We start from the raw sequence: 17,610 nt of genomic DNA on the forward strand, positions 1-17,610 counted from the left end.
CTAGCTATTTCCCCTCGGGTTTATCTCCCTCGGAGACGCCGTCCGTGCCGCTCCCGTCGTTCTCGCGGGCCGCTTCGATCAGGGCCGCAGCACCGCGGTCCGCGAGGTCCCGCGCGAACTCGCGGGCGGCCTCCGCGTGCGTCTCGATCGGCAGGTCTCGGCTTCCCGTCACCGACTCCTCGCCGTCGCGGTCGAAGACGCTCGCGGTCGCGTGGACGTGTTCGCCCTGGACGATCGCGTAGATGCCGACCGGGGCGATGCAGCCGCCGCCCAGTTCCGCCAGAATCGTTCGCTCGACAGTCGTCTCGACGCGGCTCCGCGGGTGATCGATGGCGCTCTGGATCTCGCGGGCGGTCTCCCCGTCCGGGGCGGTCACCGCGAGCGCACCCTGCCCCGGTGCCGGGACGAACGTCGACGTCGGTAGCTCCCGATACTCGACGGAGTGGGTCAGCCCGCTGCGCTCGAGGCCGGCCTGTGCGAGGACGACCGCGTCGTACGCCGTCTCGACCTCGCGGCCGAGCGCCCGCCGCTCGAGTTCCGAGCGGTCGTCGAACCACTCCTCGACGGTGCGATCGTACGCGGGTTCGAAGTCGTCGTCACCGACGTTCCCCTTCCGTTCCTTGTCCGCGTCCGTCCGCTTCTGGTGTTCCGCCTGGAGCGCGGGCGCGAGCAGTTTCTCGAGGCGCGTGTCGACGTTTCCGCGCAGCGGCTCGACCGAGAGATCCGGCCGCTCCGAGAGCAGTTGCGCGCGCCGGCGGAGACTCGAGGTGCCGACGGTCGCGTCCGCGGGGAGTTCCTCGAGCGTCGCCCCGTCGGGGGTGACGATGACGTCGCCCGGGTGTCCCCGTTCCGGGACCGCGGCGGTCACGAGCTCCGCGGGCTGTTCGGTCGGCATGTCCTTCATCGAGTGGACCGCGGCGTCGAGGTCCCCCTCGAGGACGCGCTCGTCCAGCTCGCGGACGAACGCGCCGGTCTTCCCGAGTCGGTGGATCAACTCGTCCCTGATCTGGTCCCCGGTCGTCTCGACGGTGACGAGTTCGACCTCGTACCGGCGCTCCTCCAGGGCGTCGGCCACCAGAGCGGCCTGTCGCCGGGCGAGTGCGGACCCCCTCGTCGCCAGTCGCAGCGTCCCGCGCGTTCTCATAGACACCAGTCGGTCCCTCGGGTATGAAAAGCGCACGCTTGTCCGACGCGGGTGAGAGCCGCTCCCGGGACCGACCCGGAACCGGCGGACGCAGCTGGGTGGGGCCGCCGGTACCCGCCCCGACGATACGTGCGTGTGAATAACATGCATGTTTTTTCCACAACGTGTTCGCCATGGTGTTTATCTACGTGAAGCGAAGATATGCGACCGAATGACCGACTCACTGTACGAGCGACTCGGCGGCGACGACGCGATCACGGCCGTCGTCGACGAGTTCTACGATCGCGTCATGGACGACGAACAGGTCGCAGGCTACTTCGACGACGTCGACATGCAGAAACAGCGCGCCCACCAGGCCCAGTTTATCAGTTCGGTCACCGGCGGACCGGTCGAGTACTCGGGCGGTGAGATGGAATCGGTCCACGCGGATATGGGCATCACCCCGTCGGACTTCCGGGCGATCGCGACGCACCTCGACGACGCGCTCGCCGCGTTCGACGTCGACGAGGACGACCGGGAGGCGGTCCTCGAGGAGATCGGCAGCTATCAGGACGCGATCGTTACGGCGGCGGATTGATCGCCATGCTCCTCGAGTGCGACGGCGCTGGGCGCTGAAACTGCCCATCGGGTCCGCGTCGATGCCGCATTGCTAGACGGCGAACGAGCGAGACGGCGAGTACGAGGGCTCTTCCCCTAACCGCTGTCGCGAACCTGTTCGCCCCTTCTTCCAGATCGTAGGAATCCACGGGCCGTTTGACGGGGTTTTAGCGTCGAGTTTCAGTCGTCATGCAAGTATCCAGAAAGCAACTCGCCACGTTCCTCGCGACGATTTTCGTCGTCAATCTCATCGTTATGGGCGGCGGGGCGTGGCTCTCGTACGCGAACGAACCGGACATTCCGGACACGATCGTCGGTCCGGACGGCGAAACGGTCGCGACGAGCGACGACGTCCGGACCGGAAAGACGGTCTTCCAGGAGAACGGTCTGATGAATCAGGGCTCGATCCTGGGTCGTGGCAGTTACTACGATACCGACTACACCGCCGACGCGCTCGAGTTGAAGGCCGAGTACATGCGCGAGTACTACGCGCAGGAGCGCCACGACGAGAACTACACGGCGCTGAACGCCTCGGTACAGGCCGGCATCGATCAGCAGGTCCGGCAGGAACTGCAGTCGAGCAGTTACGAACCCGACCGGGTCGAGTACTCCGCCGCGGAAGTCTACGCCCACCAGCAGGTGCGGCAGGACTACGTCGAGCGCTACTACGAGGGTGACCGCGAGCGCGGCGTGCCCGAAGGGCAGGTCCCGAGCGCCGAGGGGGCCGAGGAGTTCGCCGACTTCGCGCTGTGGACCGCCTGGATCTCTCACACCGACCGCCCCGACTCGGACACGTCGTTCACGAACGACTGGCCGTACTCGCCTGCCGCGGGCAACGACCCCGGGGGCTCGATCATGACCTGGAGCGTCATCGCGATGGTGCTGCTGGTCGGCGGTGCGGGAATCGCTATCTGGCTCTACCAGAGCGTCGAACTCCCCGAACCCGAGGCCGACGGCGTCTCCATCCCCCACCCGTCGGAGATCGATCTGACGCCGAGTCAGCTGTTGAGTACCAGGTTCGTCCTCATCGGCGCCGTGCTGTTCGCCGCCCAGACGTTCCTCGGCGGCTTGCTCGCCCACTACTACGTCGAGCGCGACGGGTTCTTCGGTATGCGGGAGCTGATCGGGGTCGACATCCTCCAGTGGCTCCCCTGGTCGATCGCCCGGACCTGGCACGTCGACCTCGGCGTGCTCTGGATCGCCACGATGTGGCTCGGTGCGGGGCTGTTCCTCGCCCCGCTGCTGACCGGTCGCGAACCGCCTAAACAGGCGCTGTACGTGAAGGGATTGATCGGTGCGTTGCTGGTCGTCGCCGTTGGCGGACTGGCCGGCATCTGGCTCGGCATCAACAACGTCTTCGACGGCCAGCTCTGGTGGCTGCTCGGCAACGAGGGACTGGAGTACCTCGAGATCGGCCGAATCTGGCAGTTCGGCCTGCTGGCCGGCTTCGTCGGCTGGACCGTCCTCGTGGCCCGCGGGTTCAAACCGTTGCTGGACCGCGAACCCCGCTACGGGCTGGGCCACATGATCGTCTACGCGGGCGGCTCGATCGGCCTGCTGTTCACCGCGGGCTTCCTCTACACGCCCCGGAGCAACATCGTCACGACCGAGTTCTGGCGCTGGTGGGTCGTCCACATGTGGGTCGAAGGCGTCTTCGAGTTCTTCATCGTCGTCGTCATCGCGCTGACGCTGGTCTCGATGAACCTCCTGTCGAAGAAGTCCGCCGAGAAGGCCGTCATCTTCCAGGCCGCGCTCGTGATGGGCAGCGGGATCATCGGCGTCTCCCACCACTACTGGTGGGCCGGCCTCCCCGAAGTCTGGCTCCCCATCGGGAGCGTCTTCTCCACGCTCGAGTTCATCCCGCTCCTGTTCATCCTCTACGAGGCGCTCGGCCAGTACCGCGCGATGGACACCGCGGGGACCGACTTCCCCTACCGGATGACCTTCTACTTCATCGTCGCCTCGTCCGTCTGGAACTTCTTCGGGGCCGGCGTGATCGGCTTCTTCATCAACCTGCCGCTGATCAGTTACTACGAGACCGGGACGTACCTCACCGTGGCCCACGCCCACGGCGCGATGTTCGGCGCGTTCGGCCTGCTCGCGATGGGGATGGCCGTCTACATCCTCCGGCTCACGACCCGGACCGAGCACTGGACCGACCGACGGCTCCGCTGGTCGTTCTGGCTGTGCAACGTCGGGCTAGCGCTGATGATCTTCCTGTCGCTGCTGCCAATCGGCTTCCTCCAGCTCGAGACCGGCTTCACGCAGGGGTACGCCGCCTCGCGGAGCCTCGAGTTCTACGAGGGCGGGCTGATCCAGGCGCTGTTCTGGCTGCGCATGCCCGGCGACACGCTGTTGATCGCCGGTTCGGTGCTCTTCGCCTGGGACGTGGCCACGAAACTGCTCCTCCAGCGGAAGGCGACCGCAACGGAGACGACCGGACACGTCATCGCCGATCGGATCGTCGGCGACCGCGATCCCGTCGACCCGATCAGCGACGACGACTGATCCCCGATCCGGTTCTTCCGACGCCGCGACCGCCCGTGACGACCAGCCCGGACGCTGATGGCCGGAACTGCTAACCGATTCGAACCGAGTTAGCTGGTATGCGACGTCCCGAGAACACTGGTATCCTCTCCAGCGACCGGATTCCCCAGTACTTGATCGGTTTCGCAACGGGACTGACGTTCGTGATGCTCGTCGAAATCGTTCTGCTGTTTTCCGCCGATCCGATGCCCATCGACAGCGGCCCGTTTCTGACGGGCGTCGCGACGACGATTCCCTTTCTCGTCGGAATCGTCTACGCCGGCTATTGGCTCCGCTCGTCCGCGCTCTCGACGGCCCGGTATCCGCGTATCGCGGGGTGGTCTCTCGGCGGGTTGGCCACCTTTCTGTTTATCAACCTCGTCCTGATCGTTACCATTCCGGCCGAATCGTGGATCGTCGCCGTTTCGTGGGTTCGGTGGGCCGTCGCCTTCGGCGCCGGGATCGGGTTGCTCGTCGGCTCTCTCGAAGGACGCGCAATCGAGCGCGCGATCACCGCCGAACGGGCCGCGCTCCGAGCCGAACACCTCGAGGAGCAGCGCGATTACCTCGATTATCTCAACAGCATCCTCCGACACGAGGTGTTGAACACCGCGACGGTCATCGACGGCTACGCGTCGCGAGTCCTCGAGGAGGAGTCGACGCTGGACGACCGGAGCCGCCAGTGGCTCGAGATCGTCATCGACCAGTCCGAGGAGATGTCGACGGTGATCGACGACGTGCGCACCCTCCTCCGGACGACCGACGGGCACTCCCGGCTCGAGCGGGTCGACGCCGCTCGAGTGCTGGCTACGGAAATCAAAAAGCTGGAGACCGAGTGGGAAGCGGTCGAGGTCGAGGCGTCGATCCCGGAGCACGCCTTCGTCCGTGCCGACGACCTCGTCGCCCGGATCTTCAGCAACCTCCTCTCGAACGCGGTCGAACACAACGATGCCGCGACGCCGCAGGTCACGGTCACGGTCGAGTCCACCCACGAAACCGTCCGATTCGAGATCGCGGACAACGGATCCGGGGTCCCGGAATCGGAGCAAGAGACCCTCTTCGACCGGGTCGAAAGCCGCGGGAGCACGCACGGACTGGGGCTCTATCTGGTCGATCAGTTGGTCACTCGCTACGACGGGACCGTCGAACTCGTGGACGCCGGCCCGGCGGGGAGCCGCTTCGCGGTCGAACTCCCGGCGGCCGCGAGCGACTGCGCGGTCGAACCGTTCGGGGAACCCGCGACGGCGGCGCTCGTCCTGGACTGAGCCGCTTTCGCCCCGTCCCGGGTCTGACGCGCTCGCCTACAGGGCTTCCTTGTACGCCTCGAGCGTCTCCTCGACGTCTTCCTCGGTGTGGCCGTAACTGACGAACTGGCACTCGAACTGGTTCTGCGAGAGGAAGACGTCCTGCGCTTTCATCTTCCCCCAGAAGATGCGCCGCCACCGTTCGGTCTCGGCGTGTTTCACGTCGGCGGCGTTCTTCGGACAGTAGTCGTAGCGCGGGCAGGTCGGGTCCTGCCGGCAGCCCGCCTCGCACTGTTCCTCGAGCGAGTCCGGTCCCGGTCCCTCTCGCGTGAAGATCACTTTGAACATGCTGTCGGTGCCGGTGACGGTGTACCCCGGCGCTTGATCGGCGACGATCTCGCTCAGCCCGCGCCGGAGCCGGTCGCCGAGCCCGTTGACGTGCTCGTAGACGTCGTTCTCGGCGGCGAATTTCAGGGTCTCGAGGCCGGCAGCCATCGTGACGGGATGGCCGGAGAAGGTGCCGGCCTGGAAGACGTCGCCGGCGGGGGCGAAGTGCTCGATGATCTCGGCGCGGCCGCCGATCGCCCCGACGGGGAAGCCGCCGCCGACGATCTTCCCGAAGGTCGTCAGGTCGGGCGTGACGCCGAACTCGCTCTGCGCGCAGCCGAGGCCGCCGACGCGGAAGCCGGTGATCACTTCGTCGAAGACCAGCAGGGAGCCGTGCTCGTCGGTGATCTCCCGGAGGAACTCGTGATACCCTTCTTCCGGGTAGACGATACCGTAGTTGCCCAGGATCGGCTCGGTGAGGACGGCCGCGATGTCGTCGCCGTGTTCTTCGAAGACGTCTCGCATCGCGTCTTCGTCGTTGAACGGTACCGGGAGGGTGTGTTCGGCGAAGGACTGCGGAACGCCGGCCGATGACGGTTTCGGATCGTCGGCGTCGCCCTCGACCAGCGTCGACTCCTGTGCCCCGTGGTAGCCGCCCTGCATGACGACGATCTTGTTCCGACCGGTGTACCCCCGCGCGAGCCGCACGGCGGAGGTAGTGGCCTCGGTCCCCGAGTTGACGAACCGGACCTTCTCGACGCTGGGGACGTGGCGGACGACGAACTCCGCGAGGTCGACCTCGACCTCGGTCGGCGTTGCGTACATCGGTCCCTCGCTCGCGTTCCGCTGGATGCCGGCCCGAACAGGCTCTGGGAGGTCGTGACCCAGCAGCAGCGGGCCGAGCCCCATGACCCAGTCGATGTAGCGGTTGCCGTCGGCGTCGATGACGTGGCCGCCCTCGCCCCGCCGGACGAAGAACGGATAGGGTTCGACGGCCGCGCGGACCGCGGAGTTGACGCCGCCGGGCATCACCGACAGCGCCCGGTCGTACAGCTCGCGTGAGTTATCCTCGGTCATGCCACGAACTTCGGATTCCCACGGCAAAGTAGTACCGAGGTTCGTCTGCGAAGCGCCGAACGTGTGCGCCTTGCGGACGGCTCGAGCCCTGCCGGCCGCGGGGCCCCTGTCGCTCGCGGACGCTCGACGAACTGCGAGAAACGCGACGAACGCCGCACGGGAGAGCTGTGACGAGAACGCACGGGTTCGGTACAGGGCTGTCCGATCGAACTCACAGTGGACTGCACCGGGGATCGGCCGCGATCGGTCGACCGTGTCCGGGACTCAGACGGCGTCGGGACCGGTCTTGCCGGTGCGGATCTGCATCGCGCTCTCGACGGGCATGACGAAGATCTTGCCGTCGCCGGGTTCGCCGGTTTCGGCCCCCTCACGGATGGCCTCGACGACCTCTTCGGCCGGGATATCGGCGACGACGCACTCGATCTTGACCTTCTGGTGGAGGTCGACCGTGTACTCCTCGCCGCGCCACTGCCCCTTCTTCGCGGGCTGGGAGCCGCGGCCGGAGACGTTGGTGACCGTCAGCGACGGCGCGCCGGCTTCGGCCAGCGACTGCTTGATCTCACCGAGTCGGTCCGGACGAACGATCGCCGTGACCATCTTGATCCGTCCGTCGTTCGGCTCGCCGCCGTCGGTGCGGACGATCTCGTCCGAACTGCCGCCGTCGGTACGGAGTTCCGACGAGGTGCGCGAGTCGCCGAATCGCTCGCCGCCGTCGGTAGCGACGTCGGGCTGCCCGAACTCGGGGTAGGTGTCGACGCCGTGTTCGGAGACGTCGAGCCCGTCACGCTCGTGTTCGGGCGTGACGCGGGCCTGGCCGATCGCCTTGAGCCCGCCCCAGACGAGTGCGGTCGCGGCGATCGTCCAGACGGCGATGACGGCGACGCCGACGATCTGCGCGATGAACACGTCGACCCGACTCCCGCTAATCCCGCTCATGTATTCGGGCGAGGCCACGACCGGGAGCAGCAGCGTCCCGAGGACGCCGGCCGAGCCGTGGACGGGGAAGACCGCACAGACGTCGTCGATCTTCAGGTAGTTCTCGACGAACCCGAAGACGAGCGGGAGCTGCGCCCCCGCCAGGCCGCCGACGAGGAACGCACCCCACCAGGTCGACGCGTGTGGGATCGCGGTGATCCCGACGAGGCCCGCTAGCAGCCCGTTTGCGACGTACAGCGTGTCGACTTTCCCGGTCTTGAGCCACGCGACGAGTCCGGCACCCATCGCTCCACAGGCCATCGCGATCGTCGTGGTCATGGCGACGCGACCGACGTAGGCGAAGTCGCCGAGCGCCAGCCCGTCGTCGGTAACCGTGATGACCTCCGCGGCGGTGCCGACGTTGAAGCCGTACCACCCGAACGCGAGGATGAGCGTTCCGAGTACGGCGAAGGTCAGCGAGTGACCCGGAATGACGTTCGCGGAGCCGTCCTCGTTGTACCGGTCGAGGCGCGGCCCGAGCATCCAGGCGGCGGTGAGTCCGGCGATGCCGCCCATCCCGTGGACGATCATCCCGCCGGCGAAGTCGTCGAACAACACGCCGTTGTACGACAGCAGCTCGCCCGCCCAGGTGAGTCCGGTGACGACCGGGTAGATTACCGCGGCCAGCAGGAAGGTGTACAGGATGTACGCGCGGAGCTTCGCGCGGCCGGCCACCGCCCCGGAGACGATCGTCGCGGCCGTCATCGCGAAGACGGCGCCGAACAGCCAGACGCTGGCCCATTCGTTCACGTTCGCGACGTCGAACCCGGGAGCGAATCCGTTTCCGGCAACGACTCCCTCGACGCCGACGCCGATCAGGAAGAACACCGTCACGCCGACCGACCAGGTCAGCAGGTTCTTCGTCAGCTGGTTCGCGACGTTCTTCGAGCGCACCTGCCCCGCTTCGAGCATCGCGAAGCCGGCGTGCATGAAGAAGATCAGGAACGTCACCGTCAGCACCCACACGAGGTTGATGCCTTCCGCGAGAACTTCCACGTCCGACTGCAACAGCGTCGGTTCCATCAGGCGCTCACCTCGGTTTCCCGCGCACCGCATCGACTATCGACCAAACGATCGTCTTGTTCAGCCCCAATCTCGACCATGTTTGTCTTCTTAATCACGTTAGGGTGGGTTGTCCCTGCACCATTTAAGGGTTAGTGTTGACAAATATGGGAAATTGCCTCTATAATAGGGTAATCCGTCCAAAGCTAAATCAGATATATTGTGTATAAGGGTATTGAAAATCACGTCCTTTTCGACCAACGGTTATATTCTACGTCTTTGTAAACCACCGATTCGGGTGGAATCCGTTCGAAACCGAGACAGTTACGGCGAAAACTCCGCCTCAAAGGGACAGAGTTGCGCAGCCTCGCTCGCGCGCGGCAGATATTGTCAGCCCGCGTCGCGAGTCGGGCCAGTAGTTGACGTTCGTCTAATTGACCTCGCCAAACCGAGTGTGTGTGTGTGTGTGGTCGGTTTACTGTCGGTCGTCCCCGCAGCGAAGGTGCCGGAGCCGCCGACCTACAGTCGCGCCGCGACGTCCTCCGCGAAGTACGTGAGGATCAGGTCCGCCCCAGCCCGTTTGATCGACAGCAGCGATTCCGCGGCGACCTCCTCGAGTTCGAGCCAGCCCTTCTCGGCGGCGGCGTGGAGCATGGCGTACTCGCCGGAGACGTTGTAGGCGGCGACGGGATGGTCGAACTCCCGGCGGACGGCGCTGACGATGTCGAGGTACGGCAGCGCGGGCTTGACCATCATCACGTCCGCGCCCTGCTCGGCATCCAGTCGGACCTCCCGCAGGGCTTCGCGGGAGTTCGCGGGATCCATCTGGTAGTGTCGTCGGTTGCCGAAGGCGGGCGCGCCGTCGGCGGCGTCCCGGAACGGCCCGTAGAACGCGCTCTCGTACTTGGCCGCGTAGCTCATGATCGGAACGTGCTCGAACCCCTCGCGGTCGAGGGCGTCGCGGATGATCCCGACCATGCCGTCCATCATCCCGCTCGGCGCGACCATGTCGGCACCCGCACGGGCGTGCGAGGTGACGATTTTCTCGAGCGCGGCGAGCGTCGCGTCGTTGTCGACGGTCGTCGTCGGTTCGCAGGCGGGACCGGCCTCGGCGACGGCGCTCTCGCCTCGCAGTTCTTCCTCGAGCGGCCCGCAGTGACCGTGGTCGGTGTACTCACAGAGGCAGACGTCGGTGATGACGTAGGCGTCGGTCTCGCTCGTGATCCGGCGTAGCGCCTCCTGTACGACGCCGTCATCGGCCCAGGCGCGGGTTCCCTCGGGGTCCTTCGACGTCGGAATCCCGAAGAGCATGACGGCCTCGACGCCGGTCTCGAGGATCTCCTCGACGCGGGCGACGATCTCGCCGGTCGGGACGCGCTCGTGGCCGGGCATCGACTCGATCGGGACGCGCTCGTGGGTCGTCGCGTCGACGAACACCGGGGCAATCAGGTCGGCGGGCGCGAGGCTCGTCTCGCTGACGAGGCCGCGAACCCGGTCCTGTCGGAGCCGCCGGGGGCGATGTGTGAGATCCATATGTACGCACCTACAGACGGACGGGTCAAAAGCGGCGCGCTCTCTCGAGGCGTCTCGCGGCGAGTCTGGGCCGCCGACCGGGATCTCGTCCGGCCCGCCGACGGCGTCGTCGGCGCTGGCGGCTACCTGAACGGTCTCGCTGGTCTACTCGCGGCCACCCATCCGGACGGCTGTAGTATGGCTCTCGTCGGACGAGGTCCGTCCGATCGGGAGCACTGGCGGCTGTCCCTGTGGCGGGACTTCCGTTCGCGTCTTCTGCTGCCGTCACCTAACGGCGTGGCGATAGAAAGCCACGGCCTTTCGCCCATTCTGGGCATGAATCAACCGTGTCAAACGCCGAGGAAGCGGTCGCCACCCTCGAGGAACTTGGCCTGACGGAGTACGAGGCCCGCTGTTTCGTGGCGCTCGTCCGCCTCTCCAAGGGCACCGCCAAGGAGATCAGCCAGGTCGCTGATATCCCCCGGTCGCGGGTGTACGACACCATCGAACGCCTCGATCGGAAGGGGCTGGTCAGCGTCCAGCAGACCGAACCACGCGAGTACAAGGCCGTCTCGGTCGACACGGCGTGTCGGCGAATCCGCGAGGACTACGACTCACGGATCAACGCCGCCGAGAACGCGCTCGGTCAACTCGAGGAACCGGACTCGCGGGACGACGAGGGGATGTGGGCGATCACGCAGAAGGAACACGTCACCGAACGCATCGTCATGTTTCTCCAGGAGGCCGAGGACACGATTCACTACCTCGTCCCGGCGACCGATGTGGCCGAACAGCGGATCCTCGAGGATCTCGCGTCGGCAGCCGACCGCGGCGTCGACGTCTATATCGAAGTCCCGACCGAGGAGGATCGGGAGACGTTCGCGGCCGCGGCTCCGGTTGCGGACGTCGTCGTCGCACCCGATCTCGGGACGACGAACGAGGTCTACTCCGAGTGGCCGGCCCAGTTGCTACTGGTCGATCAGCAAGCGATCGTCGCGGCCGGGATCAAGGAGAGCGAACTCCCGGACGTCGTCAACGAGATGGCCATCTGGACCTACGGCCGCGATCACGGCTTCGCCGTCTGGATCCGCGAACTGCTCGACGACCGCCTCGGGGACCGCTGACTCGAGGCGATCGGGCGTCGCGCGGCCCGTTTTGCGTACTGGCGGCCGCTCGAGCCGCTACTCCACGACGATCGTGCCGACCATGCCGGCTCTCTCGTGGGGGATACAGAGATACTCGTGTTCGCCGGTCGTCTCGACGGTGTGGACGTACGACTGGCCCGACTGTACCGCACCCGTTCCGTTTTCCCAGCCCTCACGGGCGCTCGACTCGCTCTCGAAGCCGCCCGAGGCCCAGTACGCGGCACCGTCCGGAATCCCGTCTTCGACGGCCGTCACCGAGTGTGGCTCGCCTCCGACGTGTTTCCAGGCGATGGTGTCACCCGTTTCGACGGTGAGTTCCGCGGGCTCGAACGCCACGGCCGTCATGTCGACGACGTGGTCGGCGTCCTCGGGAACGCCCTCGACGACGTTCGGACCGCCGGCCAGGTCGGGCTCGCTTCCGCTCTCGCTTTCCCCCTCGCCGCCGGGCACTGCGTTCGGCGCGCCGGCGACCGCGAACTGCGCTCGCAGCGCCGCCGTCGCGAACGTTTCGGCGGCCGCGCTCACGCCCGACCCCGACTCGAGCGCGCCGACGAAGTCGTTCAGCGCCGCTTCGAACCCCTCGTAGGCCTCCGTGTCGGCCGCTTCGAGGAGTTCGTGGACGCGCGCTTCCTCGAACCGGGCGAACGCGTCCCGTCCGATCGACGCGGCCGCGCCGTCGAACGAGCCGCCGGCCGCCGCGACCACGGCGTAGATCGCCTCGACCGCCTCCGCGTTGAACTCGCCGCTCGCCGTCGGAACGTCTCCACCGCTCCCCGCAGCGCTGCTGGCCGCCTCGAGCGCGCCCTCGAACGACTCGTAGCGGTCGTGGTCGGCCTCTTCGAGCGCCTCGTGGAAGCCGCCCGCGCCGCCCTCGAAGTGCTGGAACGCTGCCTGAACGACGGTCTCGGCGCGTCCGGTTTCGCCGAGGACGGCCAGGACGCCCGCGTCGAACACCCGCGCGGCCATGTAGCCGCTCTCGACGGCGCTGACCTGCGCCGTCGTTCCGGCGGTCGTCTCGAACTCGAGCAGCGTCTCGCGGATGCCGGCGACGTGTTCGTCGACGCTCGCCGCGTCGTCGTTCTCGAACGCCGTGATGAGTCCGTTCAAGTGCTCTTCCTCGAAGGACTCGTACAGCGATTCGTCGGTCTCCTCGAGCGTCTCGTGAAAGTCGGCCTCGTTGCCCTCGAAGGTCTGGAACAGCCCGCGAGCGGTCTCGGCCGCGACCCCGTTCTCGCCGAGCCGATAGCGCTCGTACGCGTCCTCGACGCGGGCTTTGACGAACCCGGCCTCGAGCAGTGCGGGTTCGACGCCGGTGCCGAGGGTTTCGATCCCGGTGACGAGCGCGCCGTCGATCGTCTCGACCGCGCTGCTGACGCCGTCCGCGTCGTCGTTCTCGATGGCCGTCGAGAGCGCCTCCAGTCCCTCGTGTTCGAACCGCTGGTAGGCGTCTTCGCTGGCCTCTTCGAGGGCCTCGTGTGCCCGTGCCTCCTCGAAGTGGGCGAACACGTTCTCGACGATCCGCTTCGCCGCGTCCGACCGGCCGTGCTCGAAGAGCCACGCGGCATCTCGCACCCGTAATCGATAGACGTTCAGCGCGGCCGCGTGGGCGAACGCCGTCGACGGCCCCCCGAGACTCGCGAGGGCGGCGGCGTCCCACCCCTCTGCCTGGAACGTCGCGACGTGGCCGGCGGCCGCGGCCGCCTCGGACGGCGCGACCGCGTACGCGCCGTCGACCGCGGCCGCGAGCCCGTCGCTCGCGCTCGAGCGCACCGCGTCGACGTCCTCGTTTTCCGCGGCGGTGACGACGCCGTCGACCGCCTCCTCGAGCCGTCCGGCCGCATCGCCGTCCGCGCTTTCGAGCGTCTCGGAGACGTCCGATTCCTCGAATCGGCTCCCCGTCCCCGAGGCGACCGTCGCGGCGGCGTCGACGGCACCGGCCGAGGCGAGTACGGCGGCGTTGCGGAGCGTGTCGCCGAACAACTGGAGGTCCAGCGCTTGCGTCACCTCGTCGCCGACGAGCGATCGCTGGGCCGACCGGAGCTGATCGGTCGCGATCACAGCTTCCTCTCGAGCGCGCTCGAGGTCCCCGTCTTCGAGTCCGGCCGTCCGGAGTTCGCCGAGCGCCTCCTCGAACTCGGCGTAATTGTCCTCGCTCGTCTCCGCTAACGTTTCGTGGGCGTTGTTCGAACCCGACGCGTTCTCGAACCGTTCGAGGGTCGCCCGCGCGACGGTCGCACCGGCGTCGGCGTGGCCGCCGCGACCGAGCGCGAACGCGTCCCACACGCGGGCCCGGATCGCGTTCCATTCGGCCGCGACGCCGAGTTCGGCCGGCTTTGCCGTCCCGCTGTCCGTCGCTGACTGCTCTCCACCGAACGGACTGGCGCAGCCGGCGAGGCCGAGCGCGAGGACCGTTGCACCGCTCCCCTTCAACCAATCGCGTCGCGTTCGTTCCATGCTTTTAGGCTCGCCTAAAGATACAAGTGAGTGTCGGTTTTTTCGGCGAGCCTAAAACGCTGTCGTCGCTCCTGCGGCCGCCGTCGCGCGGATCGTACTGAAGACGTACTTTTAAGTAAACGTCCCACGTTTGATCTGTTAGCAATGGCCATAGACCCACAGTTCCACGAGAACCGCGAACAGGTCGACGAACACGAGGGGCACTCGGTCTGGGGGCCGGTCGACGAACCCGAAGAGCTCGGCATCCACGGCACGCACGTCGCCGTCGATTTCGACCTCTGCATCGCGGACGGAGCCTGCCTCGAGGACTGCCCGGTCGACGTCTTCGAGTGGGTCGACACGCCGGACCACCCCGAAAGCGAACGAAAGGCCGACCCCGCGAACGAAGCGCAGTGTATCGATTGTATGCTCTGTGTCGACGTCTGTCCGGTCGACGCCATCGACGTCGACGCCGGACGAACGGCCTGAGAAGGAGCGCGTTACTCGGCGCGATCGACGTCGACTTTCTCCTTGAGACTCTCGAGCCCGTCGGCTTCGGCGAGCTCCTGTAACCGCTCCCTAAAGTGTTCCTCGCAGAGGCCGACTTTGAGTCCGTCGGACTCCGCGGCGAAGGCAGCTTCGCGGTCACAATAGTGGCAGTTCATACTCGCTCGTTAGGACCACGGTGCATTGAACCCTCCGCTAGCGGCCATGCTTTGGGTTAATCAGTTGTCAGATCGAGACGCTCGTAGGCTCGGCGAGAGAGCCCGTCGACGCCGAGGCGCTCGTCGTGGGCGTCGCTCCCACCGGTGGCGAGGAGGCCGTGGCGTTCGATCGTCCGCTCGACGGGCTCGCGGTCGACCTCGCGGCCGTAGGGATACTGCAACTCGACGGCGTCGAGTTCGGCCGCCAGCGCGAGCGCGCTCGCGGGATCGCGGTACCGAAGCGGGTGCGCCAGCGAGACGAGCCGACACGACTCGGCCAGCGCCGCTCGTCCGCGTTCGAACGACGGGACGTCTCGAGGCACGTAACACGGACAGTCGGAGCCGATGAGGTGATCGAACGCGTCCTGATAGTCGGCCTCGGTCTCGGGATGGGCATCGATTGCACGCGCGATGTGTGGTCGCCCGAATCCGCTCTCGACCGTCACGTCGAGGTCGACGCCGAGCCGCGATTCCACGCAGTCGACGATCGCTCGCCCGCGCTCGATGCGGTTCGTCTGAACGGCCTCGAGGATCGCCTCGAGAGCCGCGCTCGGCTCGAGCCCGTAGCCGAGCAAGTCGATCCGCTGTCCCCCCGCGGTTTCGACGCGGAGCTCGATCCCGTGGACGAGGGTCACCCCGTCGCGCTCGACGATCGGCTCGTCGAACGGCTGCGCTCGATCGTGGTCCGTCACCGCGACGACGTCGACGTCGGCGCGGCGAGCGGCGTCGGGAACCGCCGCGAGCTCGAGGCTGCCGTCCGAGCGCGTCGTGTGGACGTGCAAGTCCGCGTAGGGCATACGCTACCCGAACGGGCCCGTTCGGAAAGGCGTTTCCTCGTCCCTGCGTCCGTTTTCCGGCCAGATATAGTCGTATATTAGGTATATTAGGAATGCAGTGCCACTAGGAAACATAGATGGACAATGTTTATAATTATCGTTCACGGAGGATAGGGCGTAATGCTGCTCAACGGCACCGGCGACGTCATCGACGACTACGAGTACCCCGCCACGACCGAGGAACTGATCGACGACCACGGGGACCGTACCCTCGAACTCCCCAACGGGTCCGAGACGGTCGGCGACGTACTCGCCCGCCTCGAGCCCGAAACCTTCGAAAATGCGGAGGATGCGCGCTTCGCCGTCTACTCCGCCGTCAGCGACAAGGCCATCGGCCGCGTCGGCTACAGCGACCGCGACCCGACCCCGGTCGGTAGTCCGTACTCGCCGGACGCCGTTTCCTTCTAAGAACGAAGTTTTTTACGCTCGGGTCGGCCGGAGGCCGACCGCTCGAGCAAAAAATTCGATTAAAAAAGGCCGAGCGCGCCGACGGCACGCTCGGTACAACGGCTTGCGCTTACCCCAAGTAGAGAAGCACCGTTAGCATCCGCGAGCGAACGCAGTGAGCGAGCGGGCCGACGACCGACCCGTAGGGGAGGGAGGAGTGCTTTTATACTAAATTTTGCCGAGGGCCGCCGAATGCGGCCCGCAGAGCAAAATTTAGTTCTTGATGACCGGAATGCCGACCGTCTCGAAGTCGGTCATCGCGTCGAGTTTGTCGTTGACGTCCTCGAGCCCGATCGTCTCGGAGACGACGGCCTCGGGCCGGAGTTTGTCGGTCGCGACCATGCGGAAGATCTCGTCGTAGCGGGTCGGCGGCATGCCGAGCGAGCCGATGAACTCGATCTCGCCCATGACCATCGCGTCGGTCGGCAGGTGAATCATGCCCTGTTCGTCCTGCGTCGTGAGCCCGACCTGGATGTGCTGGCCGCGCGTCCCGAGACTCATGACGGAGTTCTGGCTGGTCGTCTCGATTCCGAGGGCATCCATCGCGACGCCGGCCCCGCCGTCGGTGATCGCTTTCACCTCGCCGGGGACGTTCTCTATCTCCTCGGCGTTGACCGTCTCGACGGCCCCGAGTTCGCGGGCTTTCTCGAGTTTCTCGTCTTTCAGGTCGACCGCGACGACGTTGCCGCCCAGCGCGTCGGCGATGTGGACCGCCGAGAGGCCGACGCCCCCGCAGCCGTGGATCGCGACCCAGTCGCCCGCACCGATATCGGCGCGGTGAGCCAGCGCGTGAAACGACGTCATAAAGCGGCAGCCGAGCCCGGCCATGTCGACGGACGAGACGCCGTCTGGGAGGGCCACGAGGTTGTGGTCGGCGGACGGGACGTGGACCTGCTCGGCGAACGCGCCCTGTGCCTCCTCGATGAATCCCAGCGGCATCACGTTCTCGCAGGTGTTCGAGTGGCCGCGCTGGCACTGCGGACAGGTCCCGTCGCCCAGGTTGAACGGGACCGCGACGTGATCGCCTTCCGCGACGTTCTCGACGTCGGCACCGACGGCCGCGACGCGCCCGGCGGGTTCGTGACCGAGAATCTGCCCCGGCTGGGTCTCGAGGCCGAGCCACCCCCAGTCGCCCTGCCAGCCGTGCCAGTCGCTCCGGCAGACGCCGCAGGCTTCGACGTCCACGACTGCGCCGTCCGGCGCCGGCTCGGGTGCGTCGACGGCTTCGATCGACAGCGGTTCGCCGTGTTCCTCGAGGACAGCTGCGCGCATGTTCTGTGTCCCGTTGTCACTCCACAAATACCTGGGAGTCAGTTTCATCGGCTGAGAGTTCGGCTCCGTCGAGCCATCCCGATCGGAAATCCGTCCTCGCTCGACGTCGCCTCGTTTCGGAGTTGAGTTTCGATCGAGGGTCTCGTCCGTTCTTCGAGTTTCACGATTCCCGACCCTCTGCTCGCATACGGCTGTGTCGGCTGTTAGCAGGACGTATTCGTAGCCTGTCGATACTCTCCGGAGGCGACGGTCACCGCTCAGTTGTCGTTCCTGGGATCGGCCCCGGAACGAAATTGATGCTAGCGAAACGATCGTTAGCTGCCCGTCGCAGTGCACCGATCGGAGGTCCGTCCGCCGCTTCCGTCTCGC

The 17,610-nt window shown here is 66.6% G+C and carries 14 protein-coding genes; 6 read left to right on the forward strand and 8 right to left on the reverse strand.

What is annotated here, in order from left to right; all coding sequences use genetic code 11:
* Positions 1 to 4: 4 nt before the first annotated feature.
* Positions 5 to 1,144 carry a hydroxymethylbilane synthase gene (hemC, locus tag BMX07_RS11250; RefSeq protein ID WP_090617803.1) on the reverse strand — a complete coding sequence of 380 codons (1,140 nt, stop codon included), beginning with the start codon at positions 1,142 to 1,144 and terminating at the stop codon, positions 5 to 7.
* A gap of 211 nt (positions 1,145 to 1,355) precedes the next feature.
* On the opposite strand from hemC, the gene BMX07_RS11255 reads away from it, so the two are divergent.
* From BMX07_RS11255 to BMX07_RS11265, 3 genes are all read left to right on the forward strand, one after another.
* Positions 1,356 to 1,721 (forward strand): group I truncated hemoglobin, encoded by a 366-nt coding sequence (locus tag BMX07_RS11255; RefSeq protein WP_090617805.1) that lies wholly within the window; start codon positions 1,356 to 1,358, stop codon positions 1,719 to 1,721.
* Between the two features lie 209 nt (positions 1,722 to 1,930).
* Positions 1,931 to 4,249 carry a nitric-oxide reductase large subunit gene (locus BMX07_RS11260; protein WP_090617807.1) on the forward strand — a complete coding sequence of 773 codons (2,319 nt, stop codon included), beginning with the start codon at positions 1,931 to 1,933 and terminating at the stop codon, positions 4,247 to 4,249.
* 98 nt (positions 4,250 to 4,347) lie between these two features.
* Positions 4,348 to 5,532 (forward strand): sensor histidine kinase, encoded by a 1,185-nt coding sequence (locus BMX07_RS11265; protein ID WP_090617809.1) that lies wholly within the window; start codon positions 4,348 to 4,350, stop codon positions 5,530 to 5,532.
* Positions 5,533 to 5,568: 36 nt separating this feature from the next.
* Here the strand turns inward: BMX07_RS11265 and hemL are convergent, their stop codons facing one another.
* From hemL to hemB, 3 genes are all read right to left on the reverse strand, one after another.
* The gene (gene hemL, locus BMX07_RS11270) at positions 5,569 to 6,915 is read right to left on the reverse strand and encodes a glutamate-1-semialdehyde 2,1-aminomutase (protein WP_090617811.1); all 1,347 of its coding nucleotides are present in this window, start codon (positions 6,913 to 6,915) and stop codon (positions 5,569 to 5,571) included.
* A 264-nt stretch (positions 6,916 to 7,179) separates the two neighbouring features.
* A complete protein-coding gene (locus BMX07_RS11275; RefSeq protein ID WP_090617813.1) occupies positions 7,180 to 8,913 on the reverse strand; it encodes an ammonium transporter in 1,734 nt (577 codons plus the stop codon).
* 498 nt (positions 8,914 to 9,411) lie between these two features.
* Positions 9,412 to 10,425, reverse strand: a complete 1,014-nt coding sequence (gene hemB, locus BMX07_RS11280; RefSeq protein WP_090617815.1) for a porphobilinogen synthase — start codon at positions 10,423 to 10,425, stop codon at positions 9,412 to 9,414.
* A 326-nt stretch (positions 10,426 to 10,751) separates the two neighbouring features.
* Here hemB and BMX07_RS11285 point away from each other — a divergent pair, with 326 nt between their 5' ends.
* A complete protein-coding gene (locus BMX07_RS11285) occupies positions 10,752 to 11,528 on the forward strand; it encodes a TrmB family transcriptional regulator (RefSeq protein ID WP_090617817.1) in 777 nt (258 codons plus the stop codon).
* 57 nt (positions 11,529 to 11,585) lie between these two features.
* Here the strand turns inward: BMX07_RS11285 and BMX07_RS11290 are convergent, their stop codons facing one another.
* A complete protein-coding gene (locus BMX07_RS11290; RefSeq protein ID WP_090617819.1) occupies positions 11,586 to 14,003 on the reverse strand; it encodes a DUF5059 domain-containing protein in 2,418 nt (805 codons plus the stop codon).
* A 144-nt stretch (positions 14,004 to 14,147) separates the two neighbouring features.
* On the opposite strand from BMX07_RS11290, the gene BMX07_RS11295 reads away from it, so the two are divergent.
* The gene (locus BMX07_RS11295; RefSeq protein WP_090617821.1) at positions 14,148 to 14,471 is read left to right on the forward strand and encodes a 4Fe-4S dicluster domain-containing protein; all 324 of its coding nucleotides are present in this window, start codon (positions 14,148 to 14,150) and stop codon (positions 14,469 to 14,471) included.
* Between the two features lie 11 nt (positions 14,472 to 14,482).
* On the opposite strand, the gene BMX07_RS24425 is transcribed toward BMX07_RS11295, so the two are convergent.
* A complete protein-coding gene (locus BMX07_RS24425) occupies positions 14,483 to 14,647 on the reverse strand; it encodes a DUF6757 family protein (RefSeq protein WP_006183007.1) in 165 nt (54 codons plus the stop codon).
* 56 nt (positions 14,648 to 14,703) lie between these two features.
* Positions 14,704 to 15,483: a PHP domain-containing protein gene (locus tag BMX07_RS11300; protein WP_090617824.1), complete on the reverse strand. Its 780-nt coding sequence runs from the start codon at positions 15,481 to 15,483 to the stop codon at positions 14,704 to 14,706.
* Positions 15,484 to 15,642: 159 nt separating this feature from the next.
* Here BMX07_RS11300 and BMX07_RS11305 point away from each other — a divergent pair, with 159 nt between their 5' ends.
* A complete protein-coding gene (locus tag BMX07_RS11305) occupies positions 15,643 to 15,930 on the forward strand; it encodes a DUF5789 family protein (protein WP_090617827.1) in 288 nt (95 codons plus the stop codon).
* Positions 15,931 to 16,182: 252 nt separating this feature from the next.
* On the opposite strand, the gene BMX07_RS11310 is transcribed toward BMX07_RS11305, so the two are convergent.
* Entirely contained in the window at positions 16,183 to 17,241 is a 1,059-nt protein-coding gene (locus BMX07_RS11310) for a zinc-dependent alcohol dehydrogenase family protein (RefSeq protein ID WP_090617829.1), read from the reverse strand.
* Positions 17,242 to 17,610: the final 369 nt, after the last annotated feature.

Origin of the sequence: Natrinema salaciae (assembly GCF_900110865.1) — an archaeon.
GTDB lineage: Archaea > Halobacteriota > Halobacteria > Halobacteriales > Natrialbaceae > Natrinema > Natrinema salaciae.

Coding starts and splice junctions, on each gene's coding strand:
- hemC (WP_090617803.1), bottom strand. CDS start 1,144: ATGAGAACGCGCGGGACGCTGCGACTGGCGACGAGGGGGTCCGCACTC.
- BMX07_RS11255 (WP_090617805.1), top strand. CDS start 1,356: ATGACCGACTCACTGTACGAGCGACTCGGCGGCGACGACGCGATCACG.
- BMX07_RS11260 (WP_090617807.1), top strand. CDS start 1,931: ATGCAAGTATCCAGAAAGCAACTCGCCACGTTCCTCGCGACGATTTTC.
- BMX07_RS11265 (WP_090617809.1), top strand. CDS start 4,348: ATGCGACGTCCCGAGAACACTGGTATCCTCTCCAGCGACCGGATTCCC.
- hemL (WP_090617811.1), bottom strand. CDS start 6,915: ATGACCGAGGATAACTCACGCGAGCTGTACGACCGGGCGCTGTCGGTG.
- BMX07_RS11275 (WP_090617813.1), bottom strand. CDS start 8,913: ATGGAACCGACGCTGTTGCAGTCGGACGTGGAAGTTCTCGCGGAAGGC.
- hemB (WP_090617815.1), bottom strand. CDS start 10,425: ATGGATCTCACACATCGCCCCCGGCGGCTCCGACAGGACCGGGTTCGC.
- BMX07_RS11290 (WP_090617819.1), bottom strand. CDS start 14,003: ATGGAACGAACGCGACGCGATTGGTTGAAGGGGAGCGGTGCAACGGTC.
- BMX07_RS11295 (WP_090617821.1), top strand. CDS start 14,148: ATGGCCATAGACCCACAGTTCCACGAGAACCGCGAACAGGTCGACGAA.
- BMX07_RS24425 (WP_006183007.1), bottom strand. CDS start 14,647: ATGAACTGCCACTATTGTGACCGCGAAGCTGCCTTCGCCGCGGAGTCC.
- BMX07_RS11300 (WP_090617824.1), bottom strand. CDS start 15,483: ATGCCCTACGCGGACTTGCACGTCCACACGACGCGCTCGGACGGCAGC.
- BMX07_RS11305 (WP_090617827.1), top strand. CDS start 15,643: ATGCTGCTCAACGGCACCGGCGACGTCATCGACGACTACGAGTACCCC.
- BMX07_RS11310 (WP_090617829.1), bottom strand. CDS start 17,241: ATGCGCGCAGCTGTCCTCGAGGAACACGGCGAACCGCTGTCGATCGAA.